This is a genomic window from Acetobacter sp. UBA5411 (assembly GCF_002409645.1).
In the GTDB taxonomy this organism is placed as follows: domain Bacteria; phylum Pseudomonadota; class Alphaproteobacteria; order Acetobacterales; family Acetobacteraceae; genus Acetobacter.
Genome location: NZ_DHNR01000009.1, coordinates 98,151 through 122,853, shown reverse-complemented (window position 1 = coordinate 122,853; position 24,703 = coordinate 98,151). Strand labels below are relative to the sequence as shown.

General features: G+C 56.6%; 24 protein-coding genes and 1 pseudogene. 13 read left to right on the top strand and 12 right to left on the bottom strand.

The window, feature by feature from the left end; translation table 11 throughout:
• Together B3759_RS03590 and B3759_RS03585 are read right to left on the bottom strand one after the other, a co-directional pair.
• A pseudogene (locus tag B3759_RS03590) lies at nucleotides 1–694 on the bottom strand (porin); the annotation flags it as partial.
• 182 nt (nucleotides 695–876) lie between these two features.
• Nucleotides 877–1,752: a bestrophin family protein gene (locus B3759_RS03585; protein WP_291363699.1), complete on the bottom strand. Its 876-nt coding sequence runs from the start codon at nucleotides 1,750–1,752 to the stop codon at nucleotides 877–879.
• Between the two features lie 597 nt (nucleotides 1,753–2,349).
• On the opposite strand from B3759_RS03585, the gene B3759_RS03580 reads away from it, so the two are divergent.
• Together B3759_RS03580 and B3759_RS03575 are read left to right on the top strand one after the other, a co-directional pair.
• Nucleotides 2,350–2,928, top strand: a complete 579-nt coding sequence (locus B3759_RS03580) for a YqaA family protein (protein WP_291363698.1) — start codon at nucleotides 2,350–2,352, stop codon at nucleotides 2,926–2,928.
• 210 nt (nucleotides 2,929–3,138) lie between these two features.
• Nucleotides 3,139–5,727, top strand: a complete 2,589-nt coding sequence (locus tag B3759_RS03575) for an HWE histidine kinase domain-containing protein (protein WP_291363696.1) — start codon at nucleotides 3,139–3,141, stop codon at nucleotides 5,725–5,727.
• 17 nt (nucleotides 5,728–5,744) lie between these two features.
• Here B3759_RS03575 and B3759_RS03570 read toward each other — a convergent pair whose 3' ends face one another.
• Nucleotides 5,745–6,728, bottom strand: coding sequence for a zinc-dependent alcohol dehydrogenase family protein (locus B3759_RS03570; RefSeq protein WP_291363694.1), 984 nt, complete (start codon nucleotides 6,726–6,728; stop codon nucleotides 5,745–5,747).
• Between the two features lie 149 nt (nucleotides 6,729–6,877).
• Here B3759_RS03570 and B3759_RS03565 point away from each other — a divergent pair, with 149 nt between their 5' ends.
• The 3 genes from B3759_RS03565 to B3759_RS03555 all read left to right on the top strand — a co-directional run bounded on the left by B3759_RS03565 (nucleotide 6,878) and on the right by B3759_RS03555 (nucleotide 9,370).
• A complete protein-coding gene (locus B3759_RS03565; RefSeq protein WP_291363692.1) occupies nucleotides 6,878–7,225 on the top strand; it encodes a DUF3147 family protein in 348 nt (115 codons plus the stop codon).
• Nucleotides 7,226–7,398: 173 nt separating this feature from the next.
• Nucleotides 7,399–8,553 carry an FMN-dependent L-lactate dehydrogenase LldD gene (gene lldD / locus B3759_RS03560; protein WP_291363690.1) on the top strand — a complete coding sequence of 385 codons (1,155 nt, stop codon included), beginning with the start codon at nucleotides 7,399–7,401 and terminating at the stop codon, nucleotides 8,551–8,553.
• Between the two features lie 82 nt (nucleotides 8,554–8,635).
• Nucleotides 8,636–9,370, top strand: a complete 735-nt coding sequence (locus B3759_RS03555; protein ID WP_291363688.1) for a hypothetical protein — start codon at nucleotides 8,636–8,638, stop codon at nucleotides 9,368–9,370.
• A gap of 62 nt (nucleotides 9,371–9,432) precedes the next feature.
• Here the strand turns inward: B3759_RS03555 and B3759_RS03550 are convergent, their stop codons facing one another.
• The 6 genes from B3759_RS03550 to B3759_RS03525 all read right to left on the bottom strand — a co-directional run bounded on the left by B3759_RS03550 (nucleotide 9,433) and on the right by B3759_RS03525 (nucleotide 14,639).
• A complete protein-coding gene (locus B3759_RS03550; RefSeq protein ID WP_291363686.1) occupies nucleotides 9,433–11,646 on the bottom strand; it encodes a TonB-dependent receptor in 2,214 nt (737 codons plus the stop codon).
• A 110-nt stretch (nucleotides 11,647–11,756) separates the two neighbouring features.
• Complete coding sequence (locus tag B3759_RS03545) at nucleotides 11,757–12,242, bottom strand: DUF2946 family protein (protein ID WP_291363684.1); 486 nt, start codon at nucleotides 12,240–12,242, stop codon at nucleotides 11,757–11,759.
• Between the two features lie 110 nt (nucleotides 12,243–12,352).
• On the bottom strand, nucleotides 12,353–12,913 hold the full coding sequence (locus B3759_RS03540) for a DUF2147 domain-containing protein (protein ID WP_291363682.1): 561 nt from the start codon (nucleotides 12,911–12,913) through the stop codon (nucleotides 12,353–12,355).
• 44 nt (nucleotides 12,914–12,957) lie between these two features.
• Nucleotides 12,958–13,428 carry a DUF1178 family protein gene (locus B3759_RS03535; RefSeq protein WP_291363680.1) on the bottom strand — a complete coding sequence of 157 codons (471 nt, stop codon included), beginning with the start codon at nucleotides 13,426–13,428 and terminating at the stop codon, nucleotides 12,958–12,960.
• An 8-nt stretch (nucleotides 13,429–13,436) separates the two neighbouring features.
• On the bottom strand, nucleotides 13,437–13,697 hold the full coding sequence (gene grxC, locus B3759_RS03530; RefSeq protein WP_291363678.1) for a glutaredoxin 3: 261 nt from the start codon (nucleotides 13,695–13,697) through the stop codon (nucleotides 13,437–13,439).
• A 141-nt stretch (nucleotides 13,698–13,838) separates the two neighbouring features.
• A complete protein-coding gene (locus B3759_RS03525) occupies nucleotides 13,839–14,639 on the bottom strand; it encodes a ComF family protein (protein ID WP_291363676.1) in 801 nt (266 codons plus the stop codon).
• Between the two features lie 136 nt (nucleotides 14,640–14,775).
• Here B3759_RS03525 and B3759_RS03520 point away from each other — a divergent pair, with 136 nt between their 5' ends.
• The gene (locus B3759_RS03520) at nucleotides 14,776–15,657 is read left to right on the top strand and encodes a methyltransferase domain-containing protein (protein ID WP_291363674.1); all 882 of its coding nucleotides are present in this window, start codon (nucleotides 14,776–14,778) and stop codon (nucleotides 15,655–15,657) included.
• Between the two features lie 16 nt (nucleotides 15,658–15,673).
• Here the strand turns inward: B3759_RS03520 and B3759_RS03515 are convergent, their stop codons facing one another.
• On the bottom strand, nucleotides 15,674–16,279 hold the full coding sequence (locus tag B3759_RS03515) for a glutathione S-transferase N-terminal domain-containing protein (RefSeq protein ID WP_291363672.1): 606 nt from the start codon (nucleotides 16,277–16,279) through the stop codon (nucleotides 15,674–15,676).
• A 234-nt stretch (nucleotides 16,280–16,513) separates the two neighbouring features.
• Between B3759_RS03515 and B3759_RS03510 the strand changes: the two genes are divergently transcribed.
• From B3759_RS03510 to B3759_RS03485, 6 genes are all read left to right on the top strand, one after another.
• Nucleotides 16,514–17,200 (top strand): phosphoadenylyl-sulfate reductase, encoded by a 687-nt coding sequence (locus tag B3759_RS03510; RefSeq protein ID WP_291363670.1) that lies wholly within the window; start codon nucleotides 16,514–16,516, stop codon nucleotides 17,198–17,200.
• Nucleotides 17,201–17,240: 40 nt separating this feature from the next.
• Complete coding sequence (gene cysD / locus B3759_RS03505) at nucleotides 17,241–18,035, top strand: sulfate adenylyltransferase subunit CysD (RefSeq protein ID WP_291363668.1); 795 nt, start codon at nucleotides 17,241–17,243, stop codon at nucleotides 18,033–18,035.
• An 18-nt stretch (nucleotides 18,036–18,053) separates the two neighbouring features.
• On the top strand, nucleotides 18,054–19,931 hold the full coding sequence (cysC, locus tag B3759_RS03500; RefSeq protein WP_291363666.1) for an adenylyl-sulfate kinase: 1,878 nt from the start codon (nucleotides 18,054–18,056) through the stop codon (nucleotides 19,929–19,931).
• A 271-nt stretch (nucleotides 19,932–20,202) separates the two neighbouring features.
• A complete protein-coding gene (locus B3759_RS03495) occupies nucleotides 20,203–21,648 on the top strand; it encodes an ArnT family glycosyltransferase (protein ID WP_291363663.1) in 1,446 nt (481 codons plus the stop codon).
• A gap of 2 nt (nucleotides 21,649–21,650) precedes the next feature.
• Entirely contained in the window at nucleotides 21,651–22,358 is a 708-nt protein-coding gene (locus B3759_RS03490) for an NAD-dependent deacylase (protein WP_291363715.1), read from the top strand.
• The gene (locus B3759_RS03485; protein WP_291363662.1) at nucleotides 22,358–22,942 is read left to right on the top strand and encodes a uracil-DNA glycosylase family protein; all 585 of its coding nucleotides are present in this window, start codon (nucleotides 22,358–22,360) and stop codon (nucleotides 22,940–22,942) included. The genes B3759_RS03490 and B3759_RS03485 overlap by 1 nt, the downstream gene beginning before the upstream one ends.
• Nucleotides 22,943–22,966: 24 nt before the next feature.
• Here B3759_RS03485 and B3759_RS03480 read toward each other — a convergent pair whose 3' ends face one another.
• Entirely contained in the window at nucleotides 22,967–23,665 is a 699-nt protein-coding gene (locus B3759_RS03480; protein WP_291363660.1) for a MarC family protein, read from the bottom strand.
• A gap of 200 nt (nucleotides 23,666–23,865) precedes the next feature.
• Here B3759_RS03480 and B3759_RS03475 point away from each other — a divergent pair, with 200 nt between their 5' ends.
• Nucleotides 23,866–24,204: a DUF4112 domain-containing protein gene (locus tag B3759_RS03475; RefSeq protein ID WP_291363659.1), complete on the top strand. Its 339-nt coding sequence runs from the start codon at nucleotides 23,866–23,868 to the stop codon at nucleotides 24,202–24,204.
• 16 nt (nucleotides 24,205–24,220) lie between these two features.
• On the opposite strand, the gene B3759_RS03470 is transcribed toward B3759_RS03475, so the two are convergent.
• A partial coding sequence (locus tag B3759_RS03470; RefSeq protein ID WP_291363657.1) for an amidase family protein occupies nucleotides 24,221–24,703 on the bottom strand: 483 nt, incomplete at its 5' end.

The following is a 24,703-nucleotide window of genomic DNA, read 5'->3' as shown; positions in this document are numbered from 1 at the left end:
TACGCACGGCGGACGCGTCAAACTTGCTGCCGCCCGCACCCGCGGATGTGCCACCACCGACATAGCGTCCATATGCGTTGTCGTATGTGTAGAAACCGTTCACGAAGCCGGACAGATTGATCGCGACAGGACCGGCATGGAAGGTCACGCCTTTGCCGGGCACGTATTTGTCAACCCGGACAATGCTCGGATCATTGATGGCTGCCTGAGCCGCCAACATGGACTGACGGGCCGAGCGTGCGCTCGCCGCAGCGTCATAAGCGGCGTCCTGCGCGTCAAGAAATACCGGCGTCACATCCGAACCGCTCGCGACGGCGACATGGTGCGCGGACGAGGAGGCCGAACGGAAATGTCCGGCACGATCCTGATCCCGGGCGGAAGCCAGACGGGCGGGGCGACGTTCACTACGGCCTGATTCTGCTTCAGCGCTTTCCTGCTGATGGCGACGGTGCTTGATCATCAGGGCGCTATATTCGCCCTGAGTAAGGCTGCCTTTGATCTTCAGGATATCCAGCAGGTCGGTATATTCATCAGCTCTTGCCTGATGCGCTGTCAGAAAAAGTGATGAACTTGCAAGCAGGCTGACTGCCAGAAGAGAGTTACGGCTGGAACGGCGCATGCTTTCAGGCGCTACCGACGGAGATCGGTTACAGGCACGGAAAGCAGAAATCAGGGCCAGCTGAACTCCGATCATATTGGTCCTTTTCGGGCCTGCGTAGAGACGGCTCGCTAAAGCCGTCGTCCGTGCCGGGCATAGTGAGACGATATGTGACGACGCTACGTCTGAAATGTGACGAAATAGTAATAGCGGTCAACGCAATATCGGCTCACCTGATAGGCTTGTGATCAGATTGTGACCTGAATGACGCACTTTCGTTATGGTTGCACACCGTTGTTGATGGCAACGGGGGGAGGCGGAGCCTCACCGATAGATTGCAACAGATCCGTCTCGATTGTTGTCGCCATGGCCGCCATGGGCAGGGCATGAGGCGTGTTGATGAAAGGTTCCTGAAGATCGGCTCCGGTCTTGTCCAGAACCACGAACAACAACCCGACCAGCGAAGAGCCAAGAGGCGTGATCCAGCCGAGCGTCTGAACGGCCGACAACGGCAGCACGACGCAGAAAATATTGGCAAGAGCGCGGGGCAGACCGGAATACTGGATAGGCAGAGGCGTCTTCTGGATACGTTCCAATCCGCCCTGAGCGTTGGCCAGATCGGAAAGAATACGATCGATCTGGCCATGCAGCGCGCCGTCGATGCCGAGTTTTGTGGCTTCCTCGGTCACACCTAGGCCCAACTGGACCAGGATACCGTTCGGCTGGTTTTTCCAGCCCTTGATGCGGGCGGCCATTTCCGGCGCAAGAAGCCGCTCGACGTCTTTGGTGGCGTCTACCTGACCCAAAGCCGTTCTAAGCGCGTGCGGATAAGCGGCCATTGCCCGTACGAGATCCTTGCGTCCGCCCAGAATGGAGCAGACCTGACGTCCGAAAGAGCGGGAGTTGTTGGTGATAGCGCCCCAGAGCGTGCGACCTTCCCACCACCGGGCATAGGCAGTGTTGTTGCGCACGCTCATAAAGAGAGCGAGAGCTGATCCAATCAGAGAAAGGGGGAGGCTGGGGATTTCCATCCATTCCTGATGGAAAAGCTGGTAGAGAGTGACGACCACAAAATCCCATGCAGCCAGAACAAGAAGGGTGCCGATGCTTTCCCGCATCAGAACCATAAGGCCGATCCGTTTATTGACGATCATACGTTGCCGTCTTTCTCTGTTTAACTCTGTTCAGACGCTGTCATAACTCGCAACAGGCCTGTTTGTTCGACAACGGACTGTAAGACACAATCATATCGACGCGAAGACGGATGTCCTTGTCATAGTTTGTCAGCCCATATTATGACGCGTAAAAAGTTGGCATAATATATCTTATGCGTCTTTTGGGTGTCTCGATACATGCATCACGCATGATGGCTACGAGACGACCTTCGTCGGCTTTGTGTATCGATGCATAGCCTACAGCCTCTGCAGGCTCGTTAAAACGGGACAAAATCGTACCAGGAAACCCTGTTGTCAGATGAACCGGCACTATCTCATCCATTCTGGCAGCTTCCCACCTTACTCTACAGCCTTGGAAGCCTCCGTTTTCTCCCCTTCCCTGAAGCGCCAACATCAATCCGAGGAAGCTGCGTCTTCTGGACAATCTCCCTGATTACTGATCGATCCTTATTTCTAATGCTCTTTTAACGTCATTTCGATAAAGAGCCCCGCATAAGGGCATCATTGGTCTTGCCCTTCATGTGGTCAAAGTGGCATGCCTGCGCCAGTTTAACTGGATACGGGATCTCTGACGTCATGCTTGACCGTCTTTATGCACATGTGCGTGCTCATGCGGCTGGTCCCAAGGCTCCATTTTTCCTGGCTGTTCTTGCCTTTTCTGAGGCAAGTTTTTTCCCACTTCCCCCGGAAACCTTGCTCATCCCGATGGTTCTCGCCAACAGGGCCAAAGCATGGCGTTATGCCGTCATTGCGACCCTGGCCAGTGTCGCAGGAGGTGTGCTCGGATGGTATATCGGAGCCTTTCTACTTGAAGTCATAGCTCGCCCGATCGTCCACTTTTACCATGCGGACGCTACGCTGGCTGCTTTACAGCAGAAATTTCGTGAATGGGGTGTATGGATCATCCTGATCAAGGGCCTGACACCTGTTCCCTATAAATTTGTGACAATTGCAAGCGGCGCGGCTCATTTTGCCCTGTTGCCGTTTATTATGGCCAGTCTAGCAACGCGTGCGGCTAGATTTTTTCTCGTGGCGGGATTACTGCGTCGCTTTGGAGCGCCAATTGAAACTTTCATCGAAAAACGTTTGCCGCTGGTGTGTGGCGTTTTTGCGGTGGCGTTGATCAGTGGTATTATTGCGTTAGCCTACCTGTAAATATTCTTTTGCAGGCCTTTTTTATATTTTGTGATGCTTCCGATGTGTTAGAGAAAAACAGGCTTCTGTTTTCGATTAAACCGGTTGATGAGGAGGAGATTTTCTTTAACGCGCACTGCCAACCGTAGCCATGCGAAATCACGGTGGAAGGAAACCGACACTTCTGTCGGCGGAGAAAATGCATGGCATCTAGCGGGGTAGATAGAGAGAATGGAATTCAGCAGAGAAAAGAATGAGGCAAACTGGAGTGAGGCTCGGCAGGGCGAACGCTCGGTAGCCGCCTCGTCTGTTGCGCTTAAAGATACGGCGGACAGGAACCTTGTTCAGGCACGCGGATGTCTTCTGTGTTTTGATACCCACACGCTCCGACTGCGACGTTATTCCGTAAACGCTCCCTCTTTTCTTTCGCAGCCTGATATGGCGCTCGGGGACACGTTTGTTCAGTGTGCTGCCGAAATCGCTGCACGGGCCATTTTGGATGGATTGAAAGAGAACCAGATTACTGGTCGCCCTGCCCTGCTTTTCAATCTTCCCGTCGGTCCTCAACCAGTCGCCTGCGATATCGCAGTCCATGTCTCAGGCGATGATCTTGTCATTGAGTGTACGCCTCCCGGCCCTCCACAACTGACCGGCTCCCTCATTCGTCACCTGAGAAGCGCGATTGATCGACTGAGAGAGAACAATGAACTTTTGCCGTTATGTCAGGCGGCCGTCGTTCAGATGAGAATGATCGTTGAGTACGATCACGTCATGCTGTGTCGGTTCGCTCCGCATGGGTTGGCCGAAGTGATGGCTGATGACTGTGCACCCGGACTTGCACATCTTGCCGGGCAGTACATCTCCCATGCAGGCCTGCCGGATGCGCTTAGAAAGCTCTATCTGCGTTCCCTGATCCGGGTGATCGAAAACGTCTCGTCAGAAGCTGTCGAAATCCGTTCAGAGCCTGAACTGGCACCGCTGGATCTTTCTCTGGTTATGATGCGTGCATCATCCGGAGACAGGCAGGCCTATATGAAAGCCTGCGGCATAGAGGCGACGATGCTGCTGGCGCTTGTCGTTGATGGCGCATTGTGGGGCATGCTGATCGGACGCAACTATACCCCGAAGAATGTCACGATGGACGAGCGCGCCGTCGCAAAAATGTTTAGCGAATATGTGGCTCTCCAGATTACGGCAAATGTTCGTACCTGCCGCTTGCAGGTCACGCAGGAAACATATGCTGCCATTCATGGTTTTGTGCATGACGCTGCATCTGCGACTGATATTCCGGCCTATATCCGTGCCCATGTCGCCGACCTGGCGTCTCAGGTGGAGTGTGACGGCGTAGCTGTCTGGATTGACGGGCATCCGGCAGTCCACGGTTTTGCAATCCAGCCTGAATCCATCTCTGAACTGGTCCGCTGGTCTGGGTCTTATAACGACGGCATTACCCAGATATGGGACACCGTTTCACTCATTCGGGATGTCCCCTCACTGGTAACGCATCTGCCTGATGTCGCCGGTATGATGGTCGTGCCCCTGACGGCGCAGCCGGGCGATTACCTGTATTTCTTCCGCAAGGAAAAGATACGCATCGTGAACCGTGCGCCAGAGTCCGGTGAAACGCCGACGGTGCGTTACGGAAAAGGCGGTTTCTGTCAGGACGAGGTGCATGACTGTTCCGCAACGTGGACCGTTGAGGACGAGGAAGCTGCTGAAGAACTGCGTGCTGCCCTCATAGAAGCAACCGGCGCTTACTATCAGGCGCTGCTGGAACAGCGGTCACAGGCCGAAGCACGCCAGAGACTGCTGAACGATGAGCTGACGCATCGCGTCAAAAACATCCTCTCCGTTGTGCAGTCTGTCGTCGGTCGTTCCATTATCGAGGAAAGATCACACAAAGACAGCATTCAGCGATTGCGTGACCGGATCAAGGCGCTCGGCGTAGCGCATGATCAGATCGTGAGCGCCAATAGCGGCGGATATCTCTACGCTTTGCTTGAGGCTGAGCTGGCTCCCTACTCCATCCGACCGGATGCCATCACGGTGACGGGCCCGGATTTGTGGATGCCGGGAAAGGCGCTGTCCGTCATGACGCTGCTGTTTCACGAACTTGCCACCAATGCAGCCAAATATGGCTCGTTGTCATGTGAGACGGGTCATCTCGCCATTTCCTGGACATTCAACAGGGTTGATCAGACCTGGGACATTCTCTGGAAAGAAACCGGGGGACCGAAAGTCAGCGAGCCGACCCATCTTGGGTTTGGCTCCCTGCTGCTTTCCCGCGCCCTTACGCATGAACTGGGCGGCGTCGCGGAACGGACATTCTGTCCCGAGGGAGTTAATATCCGTCTGTCGGTGCCTGCCCGCTTTGTAAATGAAGCCTCCGAGCATGATCACAAACCGTGGTCCATGACCCATCGGAGCAACCATGAGTTCGCCGAGGACCAGAAGAGAGGCATCAATCTCAGGAATGCTCAAGTTCTGATTGTGGAAGATCAGATGCTGATCGCCATGGAAATTGAGGACACTCTTACCGATCATGGCGTAGCCGGAATCTGTACTGCGGCATCTGTCAGCGAGGCGAAGAAGCTCATTCTCTCATCAGCACTGGATGTCGCGGTTCTGGACATCAATCTGGGCGAGGAAAATGTGCTCGATGTTGCTGCAATCCTGCGTGAAAAGAGAGTACCTTTCATCTTCACGACCGGATATACAGGGCATGACATGATTCCCGCCGAATTTTCCGATGTGCCTGTCATCCATAAACCCTACGCTTCATCTGTCCTGATCCGTAACCTGCAAGCTGTGCTTGATTAGTTTCTCTATGCATGGATCTACGGAACCAGCACGGCGGCCCCATCAAAGCGGCCATGTCGCAGATCATCCAAGGCTTCATTCGCCTTGTTGAGCGGATAGGTCGTAGTCTTCGTTTTGATGCCAATCTTTGGGGCAAGAGACAGAAAATCGAGCCCATCCTGCCGGGTCAGATTAGCGATTGAGACAATCTCACGCTCTTCCCACAGGATATCGTAGGAGAATGCCGGAATTTCACTCATGTGAATCCCGGCGCAGACCACGCGGCACCCTTTGCGGATGGCCTTGAGAGCTGCGGGCACCAAAGAACCTACAGCGGCAAAGATGATTGCTCCGTCGAGAAGATCCGGCGGCATTTCGTCCGAACCACCTGCCCATACAGCCCCAAGAGACCGTGCAAATGCCTGCTTTTCCGTGTCACCGGGCGTGGTGAAAGCGTAAACTTCCCTGCCCTGCCAGCGTAGAACCTGAGCGATGATGTGCGCGGCTGCACCAAACCCGTACAGTCCGATTTTCTTGCCATTACCGGCGTGAGAAAGGGACCGCCAGCCGATCAGGCCAGCGCAGAGCAGTGGCGCAAGCGAGACATCGTCTCCCTCTTCTCCCAGCGGGAAGGCATAGCGGGCATCCGCTACCGTCATCGTCGCATAACCGCCATTGCGCGTGTAGCCGGTGAATAGCGGGTGATCGCAGAGATTTTCCTTGCCCTCATCGCAGTAGAGACAATGGCCACAGGTATGTCCCAGCCAAGGGATTCCGACACGCTGACCGATGCTCAGATCCGTGACGCCGTCTCCCAGTTCATCAATCCTGCCGACGATTTCGTGTCCCGGAATGATCGGTAAGGCCGGATGGGTCAGATCGCCATCCACCACATGCAGGTCAGTACGACACACCCCACAGGCACCAACCTTTACACGGATCTGGCCCGGCCCCGGATGAGGGTCTGGAAGCTCGACCCATTCAAGCGGGGTATGGGGTTTGCTGAGCTGCATCGCGAACATTTCTGTCTCCCTTGCCCAAGGAGTCTGGTTGATGTCGATTTAGGGCGCATTGATATGGCGCAGGTGAATGTAATTTTTTCCCGACGTATCCTGAGGTGGCAGGCTGCCGAAAACAGGCTAACGCAAAAAAGAATTGAGTCGGGGCGTCGATGTTTTTTCTTCTGAAAGTCATGCTGTCGGGACTGATGATCGCTCTCGCCTCATCAGTCGCCAAACGCTATCCGGCTGCCGGCGCTCTTATCGCCTCGCTCCCGCTTGTCTCGATTTTCGGTATGCTCTGGCTGTGGCAGGAAACCCATGACGCTGAGCGGATGCAAGCGCATGTTTTTGCGACATTCTGGTATGTGCTGCCATCCCTGCCGATGTTTCTGCTCATCCCGTGTGCGATGAAACACGGAGTAGCTTTTTATCCGGCATTGCTGGGTGGATGCGGTCTGACGTTCGGGCTTTATATGGCGACTATGGGAGTGCTGCGCTGGTTTGGATATTCGCTGTAACGACAGGCCAAATCATCTTCCAGTCCCAATCATTTTGCGCATCGGAATAGTTTTTCAGTAGTTCACTTTATCTCGTTGTTGCAAATGAGAATAATTATCATTTATCTGTTGATCCAGATCATTACGTAACGCCGTAACAGTCGTTTCGGATAACCGGCAGCAGGAGATTTGGATTGATCATTTCAGCGCCATCGGATTACCGGGAAGCCGCCCGCCGCCGTCTGCCGCCATTCCTGTTTCAGTATATCGACGGTGGCTCGTATACCGAGCACACCATGGGACGTAATATCTCTGACCTGTCGGATCTTGCGCTCAGACAGCGCATTCTGCGGAACGTATCCAATCTCAGCACACAGACAGAACTTTTCGGACACAGGCTCTCCCTGCCCGCCGCTCTCGCGCCTGTAGGGCTGACCGGCATGTATGTCCGTCGTGGCGAGGTGCAGGCCGCCAGAGCGGCCGCGAAAAAAGGCATTCCTTTCACGCTTTCAACGGTCTCTGTGTGCCCGATCGAGGAAGTGCAGAGCCAGTCGCCGCAGCCGATCTGGTTCCAGCTTTATGTGCTCAAAGACCGTGGCTTCATGAAAAACGTGCTTGAGCGCGCCAAGGCTGCGGGGATTGGAACGCTGGTCTTCACCGTCGATATGCCCACGCCGGGCGCGCGTTATCGCGATGCGCATTCTGGCATGTCCGGGCCATACGCCCCGTTGAGACGTTACCTTCAGGCCGTGACGCACCCTCATTGGGCATGGAATGTCGGCTTGCGCGGACGGCCGCATGATCTGGGTAACATCTCGGTCTATCGCGGCAGTCCGACGAAACTGGAAGACTATATTGGCTGGCTGGCCGGTAACTTTGATCCTTCCATCGGCTGGAAGGATCTGGAATGGATCCGCGAGTTCTGGACAGGCCCAATGATTATCAAGGGCATTCTCGACCCGGAAGACGCACAGGATGCCGTGCGGTTCGGCGCGGATGGAATTGTCGTCTCGAATCATGGAGGTCGTCAGCTCGATGGCGTTCTCTCCAGTTGTCGCGCTCTTCCGCCTATCGTGGAGCAGGTCAAGGGAAAGCTGGCGATACTGACCGATTCAGGCGTCCGGTCCGGGCTCGATATTGCCCGCATGGTCGCCCTTGGCGCGGATGCCGTGTTGTTGGGAAGGGCGTTTGTTTATGCTCTGGCGGCGAATGGTCAGGCTGGTGTCGAGAATCTTATTTCCCTGATGGAAAAGGAGCTTCAGGTTGCCATGACACTGACAGGAGCCAGTTCGATTGCGGATATCACCAGTGAAAGCATTGAAAAACTGGATACCAGTTCGATGGGTTGAGCAAAGGCAGAGAGCCAGTCTTTGATCTGCCTTCTGGAAAAACCGCTTTCAATCATGCATCCTATTTCCACGAGAAATGACCATGGCTTTCGGTTATCACACTGCATCCGAAATCGCTTCTCCGTTTGCTGATCCGACACTGCTTGCGCCTGAGGCGGTGAAATGCCTCTGGGTCAGACCTGTTTCCGATGATCAGAAAAATCATGTACCGACCGTTATATTTCAGGACGGCACTCATCATCCACTCGCACCATGCTTGAATGAAATGGACGCTCGCAGGACATGTCTGAAGATCGGAACAGCACATGACTGGCCTGTATGGGACAAACGCCTGACCGGGACCGGTTCTTTTCTTGACACAGAAAAGAACCTTTACACTCTTTCCTCTGAAGACCGGCTTGTGGTCGATGGACAGTATTGTCTGACCATGCAGGGGCTGGGTCGTCTGCTGGCGAACATTGCTCACGCCGAAGAGTGGCCTCTCGGTGAGGCTGTGTCGAAGATCACCGATCAGATCATCAGATTTTTTGATATGGTGAAAGAACAGACTTCACTGGCTGGCGCCGGTATGGAAGACGTCATGCAAAGCACGATCGATGCAGGTTTCGAGCAGTTGTGTGCGCTCTATCCGGATGATCCTGAAGACTCTGAAGGAGCATATCAGGAAGAACAGAAAACGCCTCTTCAAACCGTCCCTGACGATGCTGTTTTAATTCTTGTCACGGATGGCGAAACGCTATTGTCCTGCCAGCCTTTTCTGCTTTTCGACCAGTGTCTGGCGCTCATCCGGAATAACCGACACAGCGTATGGGCCTGAAAGACTCTAAACGAATTTCCTGGTGGGAAGGAGGGGCATAAGCCCCTCTCCCAACCCATACATCAGAAAGAGGCCGTCAGACTGACATTGAAAGACCGCCCCATACCCTGAAGCGGACTCATGATGCCGGTCGCCTTGTAGTCTCCCAGCGACATGCCCCCCAGCGGCAGATAGTATTTCTGGTTACAGATATTCTCGATGCTGGCATCCAGTAGGAAATTCCGCCAGCGATAGCTGCCGCCAAGCCCAAGCAGCACATAACCCGGTGTGCGGGGCTCGTTTCTGACCCAGTCGACCGTGCTCTTGCTCTTGACCAGAGTGGTTTCGATCCGTCCCGTCCAGTTCTGGTAGGTTTCGTAAAGCCCAACCGTGCCGTTGGTTGGCATCTGGTGATACAGGCCAGAGTGATTCTGTAGATCCTGTCCACGTACCCAGTTCAGATTGGCGCGGATTTCACCCGTTCCATACGCTTCTGTTTTCCACAGCCGCGCTCTGGCCGAGGAGTTGATACCGTAGCTCTGCGCGTTGTGATTGACGAACTGAAGCTTTGACATCCCATCCGAAAAAGAACCGATCCGCACTACATTTATATAGTTGTGGGTGTAGGTGTAATAAGGCTGAACCTTTACTTCCCAGCCATCGTCTGTCGGATCGTGCCATGTGATGGTGAAGCTGGCCGTATTGGCGACTTCCGGGGACAGATTGAGATTGCCAACATAGCCGTTTCCATCGCCAAACCAGCCGATCATGCTAGTGGCCATTCCCCCTTGTGCCCAGGAATAGCGCTCGTAAAGGTTGGGAGAACGTGTCTTGCGGGCGTATCCGCCTTCAATCGACAGGCTGTCCAGCGGATGCCAGCGAACGAGCGCCGTCACGTCGAAGTTTGTGTCGGTGCGTCCCCGTGACGACGCGTTGAACTTTTGAGCGGCCATGGCGTCGGCCATCGACATCATGCCGGTCCATGAATAGGGCGCAACCTTTCCTGTGTTCATCATGATGAGGTCACTGCGAAAGCCGAGCAGAGTGGACACGCGAGGCAGCCATTGGGCGTTCCATTCCGCGTAATGTCCCAGTCGGTCTCGGTGACCATTGTTGATGTTATGGAACGTGTTCGGCCCCATCATCATGCTGCCGCTCAACGGCGGCCACCAGTCGTTCAGGCCGTTATGCTCAAACTCGCTGCCAAGAGTGAGCGTGTGCTTCGGCGCAAGAAGGATGATCGCCTTGAGGCTGTAACCGACTGAACGGGAGTCTGTATTCATCGGCATGCCGGTGGTGGCGGTATGGCCGCCCTTGTCGTTCATCATGTTCATCACATGATCGACCCGCTGCCAGTAAGCCCGCGCTTCCAGATCGCCCCAGTCGAAATCGCCCTTGTATTTGCCGTTCACATAGGTGGACCGGTTGTTGGTCATGTCCATGTACTGGTTGGGAAAACCTTCGTAGGGAATGTCCTGCTGACCGAAGGTGACGGACGCGAGGTGATTGTCCTTATGAAAACCGGCGGTCACCGCGTGATTGAAGCTCAGATAACTGGTCGAACGAACCTGCCTGCTGTTGCTCCCACCGGTCCGGTAGTTGCTCGCATGAGCGTAGGAGCCGGTATAGCGCAGGCTCCATGTGTCATTGGCCACGGTTATGGTGCCCGATGCGCCTGACCCGCCACCGTTGCTGCGATAATCGCCCCGCACATGTCCGGTGACGAGGAGTTTTCCGTGTTCCGCAAACAGAGGATCACGCCGCTCCACCACGATACTGCCACCCGTGCTGTCACCGCCGATGCTCACAGGAGTAATGCCCGCGATCGCCTGCGCCGTCGCGACTGAATCTGGGTCGACATAGGAGAGTGTGGGATTCATGTGGTTCGGACAGGCTGAAGCAATCCTCATACCGTCAACAATCGTGGCGACGCGGTCATCGGCCATGCCGTTCAGCACGGGTAGCGCAGAGACGCCTCCCGCAGAATAGGAGCTGAAACCAAGGCTGTGGCGAAAAAGCGATGTGGTGTCGGGGTTGGTACGATCGCGCAGCCTGATTGCATTGACGATGATGTTCTCATCCGCATGAGCAACAATCTTGGTCTGCCCGGTAGCATCTTTCTCAGCTGACACCTTTGTCTGAGAAGATTTGGGCGAAACGCGGGAAAGGCTCTTTGCCGGGGTCAGATCAAACGTGGCAGCGCGGGCGCTGGACACGGAGAGTGGTGAAACAGAAACAACAAATCCAAGCGTGAAGACAGAGCACAGCAGGGCGTGCTTGTGGCCGGGAATGAACATGACAGGGCTATCCTGTGATCTGAACAGAAGTCGATCGCAGAAGTCACCGGACAGACGCGCACGCTGAAGCGTCTGTCCGGTCAACTATGAAGTGCGATGGCGGAAGATGTTCAGATGGCGAGTGGAGGCCCTGTCGCCGGCGGCAACAGCAGAGTGAAAGCGGGCGGTGCCCGTGGTTGCGCGAAAAACCGGCGCATGGACAGCCAGACCGCGCTGACGGCCGGAAGAAAGACCGTCGCATTCAGGAGAATGCCGAAAAACAGTAACAGCGGACAAAGAGGACAGTCGCTGTCGTGGTGATGCTCTTCTCCGGAATGTCCATGATGATCCGGCATGGGCATGACATGATGACCATCGGCTGAAGAGCCGTGCCCCATGTGCATGCTGCTCATTTCATGGCCCGGCAGATGACCTGAAACGACGGCCCTGGGGCTGATATCGATCCCGGTCAGGCGGAGAATGGCGGTTCGGGGTGTCTCGCCCGGCGATGCAAGGCCCTGCAGGGCAAGCTGGCCCAGCAGGCCGATAAGAGTGAGTGCGACGATAAACCAGCGACCGGCAGACGATCGTGTCGCGGGAGAACCCGAAAACCTCATCGCGTCGTCAGAACCTGCTCCCGCTTTTCAGAAATGATCGTCTTTGTGGACCATGCCTTAGTCACGTGACGGAGCGACGTCCACCCCGCACGAGACCTTCTTTCAAATCCTCAAGGATTGGCTGGCATGCGGCACTCGGGGCCAATTGTACCGTGGTAGCGGCTCCATGTCTGGGTTTCGCCGAAGACCGGCACCAGAATGTAACCACGCAACTTCAGAATATCCGGCTTCGGTGACCAGATTTGTGCGTGATACAGATTGCCTGCGTCCGGATCGAGGATCTTGCCTTCCCAGCGTCCGGGATCATCCTCCATCGGACGGAATCCTGTGAGCATGACCAGATCACATTCTGCGCGGCCATCCTTGGCGCGTGGCATGGGCTCTTTCGGGCCGTAAGACAGACCGATCAGCGTGCCGCAGACAGAATCGCCACACGGAGCAATCCGGAAGATGCCGTCATGCTTTTCGCTCAGCCACATCCCCATGATGGGAGCATCCTGCGGAATGGCGGTGCCTGATGGTTCAGCCGCATGGACGGAAACCATTACAGCAGGGACGGCAAATCCTACAAAAGCAGCGAGAATCAGCCGGACAGCCGCTTTTCCAACCGTGATGGCGGATAATGAACGACCGGGAGTTTCTGGCGGCAAATCAGCAGTCACGTATTTCATCCTTCCGGTTACCCGGTGGCAACCGGTTCCAGTGAACGGAACGGTTATCCCTCGGCAGGCTGTACCCAGGGAAGCCTTTGAACTGAAACGCCTTCATCCTCAAGTCGTTCATGGTCTTCAGAGGTCATGGACCCATAAATACCGCGTTCTTCGGCCTCGCCATGATGGATGCGAAGGGCTTCCTCGGCAAACCGGTCGCCGACATTCTCGCATTTGCTTTCCACTTCCTGCCGCATTTTCTGAAGTGCCGACAGTAGGGCATCGGGAATACCTGCCTGCCCGGCAACAGATGTCGCAGGCACGTCGGCAGCGACGACAGGCTGCTCCTGTTGTTCATCCCTTTTTTGCCGCGATGAACGCACCGCCGGCGCCATCAGCGCCCTATCGACTTTTGCCGTTCCACAAAAAGGGCAGGAAAGAAGTCCGCGCGCAGCCTGATCCTCGAAGGCGGAGGAATCCCTGAACCATCCTTCGAATTCATGATCAGAGACGCAGCGGAGTTGATAGTGGATCATGGGCTGTTTCAGGCGGCCTGTAACAGGGCGTCCAATTTTCCGCTCCGTTCAAGAGCGAACAGGTCGTCACAGCCGCCAATACCTTTTCCATCCACAAAGATCTGCGGAACCGTGGTCTTGCCGCCAGAGCGCTCGCGTGAATCAACACGCTCCTGCGTACCATGCGGCGCATTGATCTCTGTGAAAGGCACCTTCTTCTTTTCAAGAAGCGCTACGGCCCGAATGCAGTAGGGGCAGCCAGGCTGGGTATAGATCTCGATCTTTGGCATTCGTATTCCGTCACTTTGAGGCGGGCTCATGCCCGACACTGCTTCGATATGTCCTATCATAGCGTGTCATTGCCCGCTGTCATATGAAAGCCGATACAGAAAAGCATTCTGATGAGGCATCAATGGATCAGCCTGTGTCCGCTAATCTTCTGACAGGTCTGGCCGACTTATATCGTCGTGCGTATCCGGCGTGGTCCGCGCCGCCGCCAGCAGACACACACTTTCCACTCCGGCAGAAAGAAGAGCCTGTGTGCAGGCCGCTGCGGTCGAACCTGTTGTCAGAATGTCATCTACCAGCACGACGTGCTTCCCTCGGATCGTCTCGGCGTTCCGAGGTCTGATCCGGATAGCATCCCTCATTTCTTTCGCCCGCTCCTCGGCGGAAAAACTGGCGAGACGGCTGGTGGCGCGAGGTCGTTGGAGAGCATCGACAAACACGGGAACCGACGACAGCCGACTCACTGCACGGGCCAGTAGTGCTGCCTGATTGTATTTCCGCTCCAGCAGTCGGCGCCAGTGAACCGGAACCGGGATCAGCCAGTCCGCCCGCTCCAGAATATCTCGCCCGGCCCGGCTCATCTGCTTCGCCAGAATGATGGCGTTCTGGGTGCGGTCGGCATATTTCAACGACAGGATCAGGTCGCGTGATCCCTCATCGTAAACATAGGCCGCCCGGGCTTTTGACCAGGGGGGAGGATGAAGTTCGCAGGAAACGCAACGCGCATCCCGTCCAAGATGCGAGGAAGCTGGAAGCGGAACCCCGCACTGATCGCAGCGAGGCTCGCCGATCGGGTGCATCCTGACAAAACAGGCCGAACAGAGTGAATGCGGCTGATCCACTTCCTCGCCACAGGATGAACAGGTGGGAGGCAGCACGAGATCCAACGCAAAGCGGCCTGTGGTTCTGATCGCCCTGCCAAAACGCCCTGTAAGGAGCGTCATTGTGAACCGAGCTGCTGGTGTGAGGTTGCTGGCATCGCTTTACTGGCCCTGATCTGCCGTCACTGTGATGAATATACCGTTCCATCCTGTGCTTTCCTCTTGGCACAGACAGAAGACCGGCGCACATATTTCCAGCATGGAACATCACCATGCCATCTTCGACCGCCATACAGTCAGACTGCATCGGGACCGTGCAGCGGACACTCTTGATGGTGTTTCCGCCATTCTGGAAGAAGCCGCTGACCGTCTGATTGAGCGGCTGGAAGATCTGACGCGCTCTTTCCCGCTGGCGCTCGACATCGGTGGCCGAGGCGCGACGACGTCCAGTCTGCAGATGCGGGGGATTGAGGTTGTCAGCAGTGACCTGTCATCCCGTATGGCGCGTCATGTCAAAGACAGGACCGGCACACTGACAATCTGTGCCGATGAGGAATTCCTCCCCTTTGCCGAGAATAGCTTCGATCTGGTGATCGCCAGCCTTTCGCTGCACTGGGTGAATGACCTCCCCGGCACACTTCTTCAGATCAGGAAAATCCTGAAACCGGACGGTCTTTTTCTGGCCAGCATGCCAGTCCTGCCGACGCTTGCCCCTTTGCGTGCCGGGTTCGAGGAAGCCGAGTTGGCCCTGAGCGGCGGCGTCTCACCCCATGTCTCGCCTTTTCCGACACTGCGTGACTGTGCGTCCCTGCTTCAGCGAGCGGGCTTTGCCCTGCCTGTTGTGGATGCGGACGTGATGGATATCCGTTACCGTTCAGGACTGGCGCTGTTTCGGGATCTGCGGGCGGCGGGGGAGACCAACGCCCTGACGCTGCGGGATCGGCGTATTCCCGATCCGGCGCTTTTTCCTGCCGCGCTCGAAGGGCTGGCAGAAAAATGCGGAGATGAGGAAGGGATTCTGTCCCTTCCCCTCCATCTGGCGGTGATGAGCGCCTGGGCCCCTGCCCCGACCCAGCCCAAGCCGCTCGCGCCGGGACAGTTCACCACATCCCTGCACGAGGCTCTTGGTGATAAAAGCTGACTGTTCGCTACAGTGCTCAGGACAGCCCTTCTTCCTTCATTGCACCGATAACCGCAGGTCGTGCGCCGACACGCTTATGGAGCGCCACGGCCTTTGTGTAACGGGAAATGTCGATCTTTTTGAAATACGTCCATGACAGCAGGACGAAGGCATAGGCGTCGGCCTGCGTGTAATCGTCACCCAGCCAGTATTCCGTGTTATCGGGAAGCATGGCTTCAAACTGCGCCATGCGACGGTTGACGCCTGCTACAACCTTGTCCAGCGCTTCACCGGACAGATCAGGAGCGAAGATCGCGCCGATGGTGTCGTGCAGGTCGCTGCAGAAACCAAGCGCTTCCTGAAGACGCGCGCGCTCCAGTGAACCATAAGCCGGCTTGAAGGCCGGAACGGTCGAATGGTCACCGATATACTGGAGGATGGCGGAATTCTGGGTGATGACCACACCCGGTTCGATTTCCAGCGCCGGCACTGCGCCGCGTGGGTTGATCTCGAGATAGTTTTCACCTGTCTCGGTTTTCTTGGATGCCAGATCGACCTTTTCCAGCGAATACGGCAGGTCTGCTTCCTTCAGGACAATGTGAGGAGCAAGGGAACAGGCACCGGGCGTATAATAGAGCTTCATGATTAATCTCCGAACAAGGGGCGACACTTCAGGCAGGTCAGCCTCGCGTCGTTCCAAAGAGCCTATCATACTGTTTTGCCGGATGGCGAAAGTATTTTCACTATTGAAAATAGTTCAATTAACACTCAATGGTCTTATGAAATTCCGTTATACGTCTTGAATTTGTAACTCTTATCCTCTACATCCCCACTAAATCACGGCGCTTCGTCGTATTAAACAGCAGGGATATCTGACGTGAGTGTCACCCAGCAGCAGATCGATACGCTTCGGGCAGCCGGAAGCGATGCACACGACGTCCTGAAAGCCGCCTGCGAGGTGCTTCCGGGACAGGTCGCCGTGCTGTCGTCGTTCGGGGCTGAGTCTGCTCTCCTTCTGGCGCTGGCGGCTGAGGTCGATCCCGCCATACCGGTCCTGTTTCTCGAGACCGGCATGCACTTCCCGGAGACCATCGAATATCGCCACGAACTGGCCCGCACCCTTGGCCTGCTCGATGTGATTGATGTTCGTCCCTCGGAGCGCACCCTTCAGGATCGTGATCCGGAAGGACAGCTCTGGGCGTTCGATCCAGATGCCTGCTGCAAGATGCGCAAGGTCGAGCCGCTTGATGCGGCGTCCCTGCCCTACCCTGCGCTTATTACCGGACGGAAGCGTTCACAGGCCGCGACACGCAACCGTATGGAAGTAATTGAGTCGGATGGCGAGGGACGCATCAAGATCAATCCCCTGGCCGACTGGACCAGAGAGGAAATTGACGCGGAAATGACCCGACGCGGCTTGCCCCGTCATCCTCTGGCCTCCAAAGGTTACCCCTCGATCGGCTGTGCGCCCTGCACACGGCCGGTGGGCGAAAATGAAGATCCCCGTGCCGGCCGCTGGGCTGGTATGGCAAAAGTCGAATGTGGCATCCACCGCCCCACCTGACAGTATTCGGCCTGACAGCATAAGAAGGTTCCACTTAATCATGGATCATCTCGATCAACTTGAAGCGCAGAGCGTCTTCATCCTCCGCGAGGCGTATCGGAAGCTGAAGCCGCTGGCCATGCTGTGGTCGCTCGGCAAGGATTCCAACGTCATGGTCTGGCTCGCTCGCAAGGCGTTCATGGGCCGCGTACCGTTCCCGGTCATGCATGTCGATACGGAGAAGAAATTCCCCGAGATGTATGCGTTCCGCGACGAATACACCAAGAAGTGGAATCTCGATCTGCTGCTGGGCCACTGTCCGCCGGTCGAGGAAATGGACCCGACCCTGCCGCCTGCCGCCCGGTCTGCCGCCCGCAAGACCGCTGGTCTCGCCAGCATGATCGAGAAGAACAAGCTTCAGGGTGTCATCGCCGGCATCCGCCGTGACGAGCAGGGCACCCGCGCCAAGGAGCGCGTTTTCAGTCCGCGTGGCGCATCCCACAAGTGGGACATCCGCAACCAGCCGCCCGAATTCTGGGACCAGTATGCCACCCCGCACGAGGAAGGCATGCATATCCGCGTGCATCCACTGCTCTCATGGCGTGAGATCGACATCTGGCGCTACATCGAGCGCGAGAACATCCCGCTGGTCGACCTGTATTTCGCCAAGAACGGCAAGCGTTACCGTTCGCTGGGCGATTCCGACATCACCTTCCCGGTTGAGAGCAACGCCTCCACCGTGGCCGAGGTCATCGCGGAACTGGAGACCACCAAGACGTCCGAGCGTGCTGGCCGCGCTATGGACCATGAATCCGAAGACGCATTCGAGCGGCTGCGTGTCGCCGGTTATCTCTGAGAGCTGGGAACAGACACCATGAGCGACACACTATCCGCTGCACGCCTCGACCCTGCTGACCGCGAGGCTCTGCTGGACACCGCAACGCCTATCGTCATCGTCGGCCACGTCGATCACGGCAAATCCACCCTGATCGGTCGCCTGCTGTATGACACCGACAATCTGCAGGACGGCAAGGTCCAGCAGATCATCGAGTCCTCGAAGAAGCGCGGTCTGGCCGTCGAATGGAGCTTCCTGCTCGACAGCCTTCAGATCGAGCGCGATCAGGGTGTGACGGTTGATTCCACTCGCATCCCTTTCCGTCTCGGCAACCGCCAGTTCGTGATCGTCGATGCGCCGGGCCACCGTCAGTTCCTGCGCAACATGATCACCGGCGCCGCCGATGCTGAAGCCGCCGTGCTGGTGGTGGACGCCAACGAGGGCGCGCAGGAGCAGACCCGTCGCCACGCGATGCTGCTGCGTCTAATCGGCATTCGACACATCATCGTTCTGCTGAACAAGGCCGATCTACTGGGCTTCGACGAACAAAAGATCCGCGCCGTCGAAAAATCCGTGACAGACCTGTTGGCCCAGCTTGACCTGACACCGTCCCTGTTCGTTCCGGCCTCTGCCCGTGACGGCGACAACATCGCCAGCCGGTCCGAGCGTTCCCCGTGGTACACCGGCCCGATCCTGACCGAGGCTCTGGCTGCTGTCCCGAGCGGCAACACCCGTGCCGCCCTGCCGTTCCGCATGCCTGTGCAGGATGTCTACCGCTACGATGACGTGCGCTACGTCGCCGGTCGCATCGAACGCGGCGTCATCCGTGAGGGTGACACGGTGGAGATCGGCACACAGGGCAGCAAGGCCCGTGTGGCGAAGGTTGCCCGCTGGCACGCCGCTGACAACAAGGAAGCCGAGGCCGGTGAGTCCATCGCGCTGGTCCTTGAGCCGGACGTGATCCCCGCCCGTGGTGACATGCTCTTCCTGCCGCATCAGGCACCGGAGAAAACCGCTCGTATCCGCGCGCACCTGTTCTGGCTGCGTCAGGAACCGCTGCGGGTTGGCGAGAGCTTCCGCCTGCGTCTTTCCACCGCCGAGCATCAGGTGACAGTGGCGTCGATCGACTCAGTTCTGCGTCTCGATGATCTGACCGAGCAGCAGGCGCAGGAAGTCGGCCCCGAGGGCTTCGCGCACGTCACGCTTGTGGCGGGTGAAGCTATCCAGTTCGACCAGTTCTCGCCCGGCACGTCCGATGGACGCGGCGTTCTGGTTGATCGCAACCAGCGCATCGTCGGTGGCGCTCCGCTGCTTGGCCCGGCTGATCTGAAGGACGGTCACGCGATCCATCCGTCGGCTGGCGAAGTTGACGGCGCACAGCGTGCCCGCAGCAAGGGTCACAAGGCGCGTGTCGTCTGGCTGACAGGCCTTTCGGGTGCAGGCAAGAGCACGATCGCCCGTCTGGCCGAGAAGAAGCTGTTTGCACGCGGTATCGACGCGTTCGTGCTGGATGGCGACACACTCCGCATGGGACTGTGCAGCGATCTGGGCTTCACCGAGGCAGATCGTCACGAGAATGTCCGCCGTGCCGCCGAGGTTGCAAAGATCCTCACGCAGGCCGGTCAGGTTGTGATCGTTGCGCTGATCTCGCCGCTGGTGGCTGACCGCGCTCTGGCACGCAAGATCATCGGTGAGGAGTTTGACGAGGTCTTCGTCGACACCAGCCTTGCGACCTGTGAGCAGCGTGATTCCAAGGGGCTCTACAAAGCCGCGCGGGATGGCAAGATCGAGAACTTCACCGGCATCAGTGCGCCGTATGAAGCACCGACAAAAGCCGATCTGCACATCAAGGCGGACGGGACTACAGCGGAAGAAAACGCTGACGCGCTTGTCACGCACATCCTGAACGTCATCTGAGTTACAAAGGCCTGTCTCCTGTTGTCAGGAAACAGGCCTGATCTCCGGTCGCTCTATGTGGCGGAGTCACATATTGAAAAATATCAGAACATTTTGTGTTGTCCCCGGCATTGTCTGAGTTAACAGACAGTCTATGAATGCTGCCGTTCAGAATTTTTCGTGATCTGGATGTGAGAATAGTGTTCTGAATGAACGCTGTTGTCAGATGCGAAAATATGATTCAACAGGCTGTCCATTGCTTTCCACAGACAAAAGTAGAACCATTTTTCCCTTGGCGCTTCTGCTGTTCGCAATAGTTTGTCGTGTTGCGACTTTCGGCAATCCCGTCATTCATATCGACGAAGAGTTCTACCTCTTCACGGGTGGCCGTCTTCTGCACGGTGATCTGCCCTATGTGCAGATATGGGACCGGAAGCCTTTTGGCCTTTTCCTGCTTTACGCCTTTTTCCATCTGTTCGGATCGTGGCGGTTCGTAGCCTATCAGATCGGAGCGCTCCTCTCGGTGTGGGGAACGTCGGTGATCCTGATGCGGATGGCCGGGACGATAGCCTCTCGAAGCGGCGCATTCATTGTGGCGCTGCTCTACATCACCTGGCTGAATCTGGCGGGGGGTGAAGGCGGTCAAAGCCCGGTCTTCTATAATTTTCTGATGATTGCTGCGATGTCGCTCGTCCTGTTTCGGGTGGTCCTGCCGAACCCCTCAGAAAAAGTTCTACGAAGCACAGGCTGTCAGGCAATGCTGCTGGTCGGGCTGGCACTTCAGATCAAATATTCAGCTGTCTTTGAAGGCATGTTTCTCGGGCTCTTTCTGCTCTGTTGTCACATGAGAGTGGGAACCCGTGTCAGCGCGATCATTCTGGACGGGTTTCTGTGGTGCCTGCTGGCGCTCCTTCCCACACTCATTGTAGCTGCGGCCTATTATGCAGACGGCTATGGTCACGAGTGGCTTTTAGCCAATGTGGATTCAATTTTCCTGCGCGGAAAACGCACCGCCGCGACACTGAGAGAAAACGAAGCAAGACTGCTCTTGCTGACAATCCCTCTCATCGTTCCTGCTGTAATGGGGTGTGGCTATCGATTGAAATGCACGGTGACAGACGCACCGACGGTAAGAGCTTTCCGTTTTCTCATCCTGTGGGCGGTATCAGCCTGCATTGGCGTGATCGTCTTTGGGGGATGGTACACCCATTACGCGTTGCCGCTGTTTCCTCCCCTGACCCTACTGTGCGCTCCGCTATGGGACGTTCCAAAAGGTGGCCGGATCGCCTCCGTCCTGCTTCTCCTCTGGGGCCTGATCATGGGGCAGAAAGACATTCATAAACACGAGAAACAGCGTGGAAACAGGGCAATACTGGCGCAACTGACCCAGGTCATGTCTCAGCCGAAAGGCTGCACATTCGTCTATCAGGGACCCGTTATTCTTTATGACGTGCTGCCATGGTGCGCTCTCACGACGCATCCATTCCCCGGCCATTTCAATGAGTTTGCGGAGCGACAGGCGACCGGCATAGACCCGCAGGCAGAACTGCAACATGTTCTGGCGGCTTCGCCCCTCTATGTTCTGACAGAAGAGCCAGCCTGGTCTGAGGAAAACCTCGCAGTCAGATCGCAGCTTTATGCCGTTTTGAGAAGCCGCTATCATGAAGTCTACAGGCGCAGATTGTCCAAAAAGGAAGAGTTTCTGCTGGTCTATAAACTCAATGACGGGAAACCCTGATACTGGAACGCATTGTCATCCTGACCGGAGCCGGAATCAGCCGTGAATCGGGACTGGACACTTTTCGGGATGAGGGTGGTATCTGGTCGCAGGTTCGACTGGAGGATGTCTGCACGCCTGAAGGGTTCGAGCGAAATCCGGCAATGGTTGATGATTTCTACAATCGTCGTCGGCTCGAACTGAAAAACGTAACACCCAACGCCGCTCATTCCGCTCTGGCTGAACTCGAGAAAGCCTATGGGGAAAACCGGGATGATGCGTTCCTGCTGGTCACCCAGAATATAGACGACCTTCATGAACGCGCAGGTTCAAGGAACGTCGTTCACATGCATGGTGAGCTTTTGCGTCTCCGGTGTCTTGCGTGCGGCGTCACACCGAAATGGGAAGGCCCCTGCACGCGGGAAACACCTTGTCCCGAATGTGAGCAGAAAGCACTGCGGCCCGATGTCGTCTGGTTTGGAGAAATGCCGCTGCACATGGAACGCATCATGCAGGCCATCGACATGTGTGACACCTTTGTCGCCATCGGAACGTCCGCAACCGTCTATCCTGCCGCAGGTTTCGCCGAACAGGCCGCAGATCATGCCCATACGGTGGAATTGAATCTCGTGCCGAGCGGTAACGCCCAACTGTTCGATGAAGTGAGCTATGGCCCGGCCACGCAGGTCGTTCCCCGTTTTGTTCGGGATCGGCTGGCGGCCCAAGCCTGATGTCAGATGCCTCTCTGGACGAACTGGTCGGGCGTATTCGTTCCTGCACCGTCTGCGCCCATGCATTACCACTTGGACCGAGACCGGTTCTGCATGTCTCTCCGCGGGCAAAGCTACTTATCGCCAGTCAGGCTCCCGGCACGAAAGTTCATGAGACAGGCGTTTCCTTCAACGACGCATCTGGCGACAGGCTCAGACAGTGGCTGGGGATGGACCGCGAAACTTTCTATGACACGGAAAAGGTCGCGCTTGTTCCAATGGGTTTCTGTTATCCGGGACGTTTGCCAAAGGGGGGCGATTGCCCGCCCAGACCGGAATGTGCCCCATTATGGCGTGAACAGGTTCTTTCTGAACTTCATGATGTCCAGTTGACGTTGCTGGTGGGCAGTTACGCGCAAAATTACGTGCTTGGACCGGGGCGTGTTTCAGATCGCGTGGCTCATTTCAGGGATTATCTCCCCCGCTATTTTCCCCTGCCCCATCCATCATGGCGGACCGGAGCATGGGAGAAACGCAATCCGTGGTTTGGCGATGAGGTTCTTCCTGCCCTCAGACAGGAAGTGACCCGCATTCTCGGCAAGTAACGCGTTAACGAAATACCGATCCTGTCAGTTCTTCACGGAACTCAGGAAGTCATGCCCAAAGCCCATCAGCCCGGCCGCCACAATCTGCACGCCAATCGCCAGCAGGATGAGGGCCGCCAGTCGTCCCATGATTCGTGTTCCGGTGACGCCCAGAATGGTGGTCAGTCGGTCGGCATAGGCATAGGCAAGCCACACGGTCAGCGCCACAGCGACTGCCGCGGCTGACAGTCCACCTTCATAGGCCAGTGAATGTTTGCCGCTATCGCCGGAACTCAGGGCGATGGCGACAGACATCGTGCCAGGACCAACGGTGAAAGGCATGGTCAGCGGAAAGAACGCAATATCCTGCGAATTGGGCGCTGAAATGGGTGTGCCATCGTCACTGACGATCTGACTCTGCCGCTGATGGTCGTTATCGGCCGGGCTTTGCAGCATGATCCAGCCGCCACGCGCGACAAAAAGACCACCTGCCACGCGCAGAGCATTCAAGGTGATGCCAAAGAAGCTGAGCATCAGACTGCCGATCCAGACTGAGCCTATCAGCAGAAGTGTGGTGTAAAAGGCGACCAGTTTCGCCAGACGCGCACGTTCGCTCGCGGGGCAGTTGCCTGCCGCCTGAATAAAGATGATCGCCGCTCCGAGTGGATTGATGATCGAAAAAAGAGCAGGAAACGCCAGAAGAAAACTGTCGCGTGCAACGGCGACGGCGGACGGGATGTACATAACCGGATGAGTTCCAGAAAAAAGCAGTGTCATCCGGCGGCTGGCAGGTGCGACAAGCCGGAGCGAAGCGGCCTCCCTTAGCAAGCAAAGTAAATTTTTGCATTACAATCCTTGCGCGGGAGATCGGCGATTCTCATATCTCTGGTATGAATGCAGCGACTGCTTTGAATGGAGAAATCCTGCCCCCGCTTTCTGGAGACGTGCTTCAGCGTCTGCAGAGACTGCGGCGGCTGGCGTGGTTTCTGGATGCGGCCCTTCGCATCCCGGGGACAAAATTCCGCATGGGCGCAGATGCCCTGATCGGTCTGCTGCCGGTTGGCGGCACAGTGATCATGACGGTTCTTTCCCTGCTTTTTGCCTGGGAAGGCTGGCGTCTGAAGGCTCCCACCAGCCTTCTGGCTAAAATGCTGGTCAATATTGCTCTGGAAGCAGCTTTCGACCTTGTGCCTGTTCTGGGCGATCTGGTCGATATTGCGTTCAAGGCAAATCTCCGGAACATCGACCTTCTGGAAGAGTATTTCGGCGTCGTCAGACGATAGATACGTCCCGTTTTCGTCAGTCCTTGTCTGGCACCGGCACGCCCAGAACGGGATATCCCGCAAGGCCCGCGTGAGAAAGCGCCTTGCCGATCGCGAAAAGAACATTCTCTTTCCCGGGAGCGGCAATGATCTGTATTCCCAAGGGCATTCCGCTTGTCGAAGCTGATGCCGCCGGTGGCAGAGGAGCGGAAAGAACGGGCAGCCCCCCCAGACTCAATGGCTGTGTGAACAGTCCAAGATTGGCGCGGGCAGAAACAGTCTTTCCACCAACCGATAGGGTCGCCTGATCAATACGGGGAGCCGGACCGGGTGTTGCGGGCGCGAGCAAGACATCGACCTGCTCGAAGAGTTCATGCAGGCCCGTGCGAAACCAGTTCCGGAAGCGATGAGCCTGAACGACTGCCGCCGATGGCAGCATGGCACCCGCGATCAACCGGTCTCTGGTCGCAGGATCATAGTCCATGGGAGTCTTTCGCAAGCGAGGCAAATGCAGATTGCC

Excerpts from the sequence above, each read along its gene's own strand:
- B3759_RS03585 (WP_291363699.1), bottom strand. The coding sequence starts at position 1,752 with ATGATCGTCAATAAACGGATCGGCCTTATGGTTCTGATGCGGGAAAGC.
- B3759_RS03580 (WP_291363698.1), top strand. The coding sequence starts at position 2,350 with ATGCTTGACCGTCTTTATGCACATGTGCGTGCTCATGCGGCTGGTCCC.
- B3759_RS03575 (WP_291363696.1), top strand. The coding sequence starts at position 3,139 with ATGGAATTCAGCAGAGAAAAGAATGAGGCAAACTGGAGTGAGGCTCGG.
- B3759_RS03570 (WP_291363694.1), bottom strand. The coding sequence starts at position 6,728 with ATGTTCGCGATGCAGCTCAGCAAACCCCATACCCCGCTTGAATGGGTC.
- B3759_RS03565 (WP_291363692.1), top strand. The coding sequence starts at position 6,878 with ATGTTTTTTCTTCTGAAAGTCATGCTGTCGGGACTGATGATCGCTCTC.
- B3759_RS03555 (WP_291363688.1), top strand. The coding sequence starts at position 8,636 with ATGGCTTTCGGTTATCACACTGCATCCGAAATCGCTTCTCCGTTTGCT.
- B3759_RS03550 (WP_291363686.1), bottom strand. The coding sequence starts at position 11,646 with ATGTTCATTCCCGGCCACAAGCACGCCCTGCTGTGCTCTGTCTTCACG.
- B3759_RS03545 (WP_291363684.1), bottom strand. The coding sequence starts at position 12,242 with ATGAGGTTTTCGGGTTCTCCCGCGACACGATCGTCTGCCGGTCGCTGG.
- B3759_RS03540 (WP_291363682.1), bottom strand. The coding sequence starts at position 12,913 with ATGAAATACGTGACTGCTGATTTGCCGCCAGAAACTCCCGGTCGTTCA.
- B3759_RS03535 (WP_291363680.1), bottom strand. The coding sequence starts at position 13,428 with ATGATCCACTATCAACTCCGCTGCGTCTCTGATCATGAATTCGAAGGA.
- grxC (WP_291363678.1), bottom strand. The coding sequence starts at position 13,697 with ATGCCAAAGATCGAGATCTATACCCAGCCTGGCTGCCCCTACTGCATT.
- B3759_RS03525 (WP_291363676.1), bottom strand. The coding sequence starts at position 14,639 with ATGACGCTCCTTACAGGGCGTTTTGGCAGGGCGATCAGAACCACAGGC.
- B3759_RS03520 (WP_291363674.1), top strand. The coding sequence starts at position 14,776 with ATGGAACATCACCATGCCATCTTCGACCGCCATACAGTCAGACTGCAT.
- B3759_RS03515 (WP_291363672.1), bottom strand. The coding sequence starts at position 16,279 with ATGAAGCTCTATTATACGCCCGGTGCCTGTTCCCTTGCTCCTCACATT.
- cysD (WP_291363668.1), top strand. The coding sequence starts at position 17,241 with ATGGATCATCTCGATCAACTTGAAGCGCAGAGCGTCTTCATCCTCCGC.
- cysC (WP_291363666.1), top strand. The coding sequence starts at position 18,054 with ATGAGCGACACACTATCCGCTGCACGCCTCGACCCTGCTGACCGCGAG.
- B3759_RS03485 (WP_291363662.1), top strand. The coding sequence starts at position 22,358 with ATGTCAGATGCCTCTCTGGACGAACTGGTCGGGCGTATTCGTTCCTGC.
- B3759_RS03480 (WP_291363660.1), bottom strand. The coding sequence starts at position 23,665 with ATGTACATCCCGTCCGCCGTCGCCGTTGCACGCGACAGTTTTCTTCTG.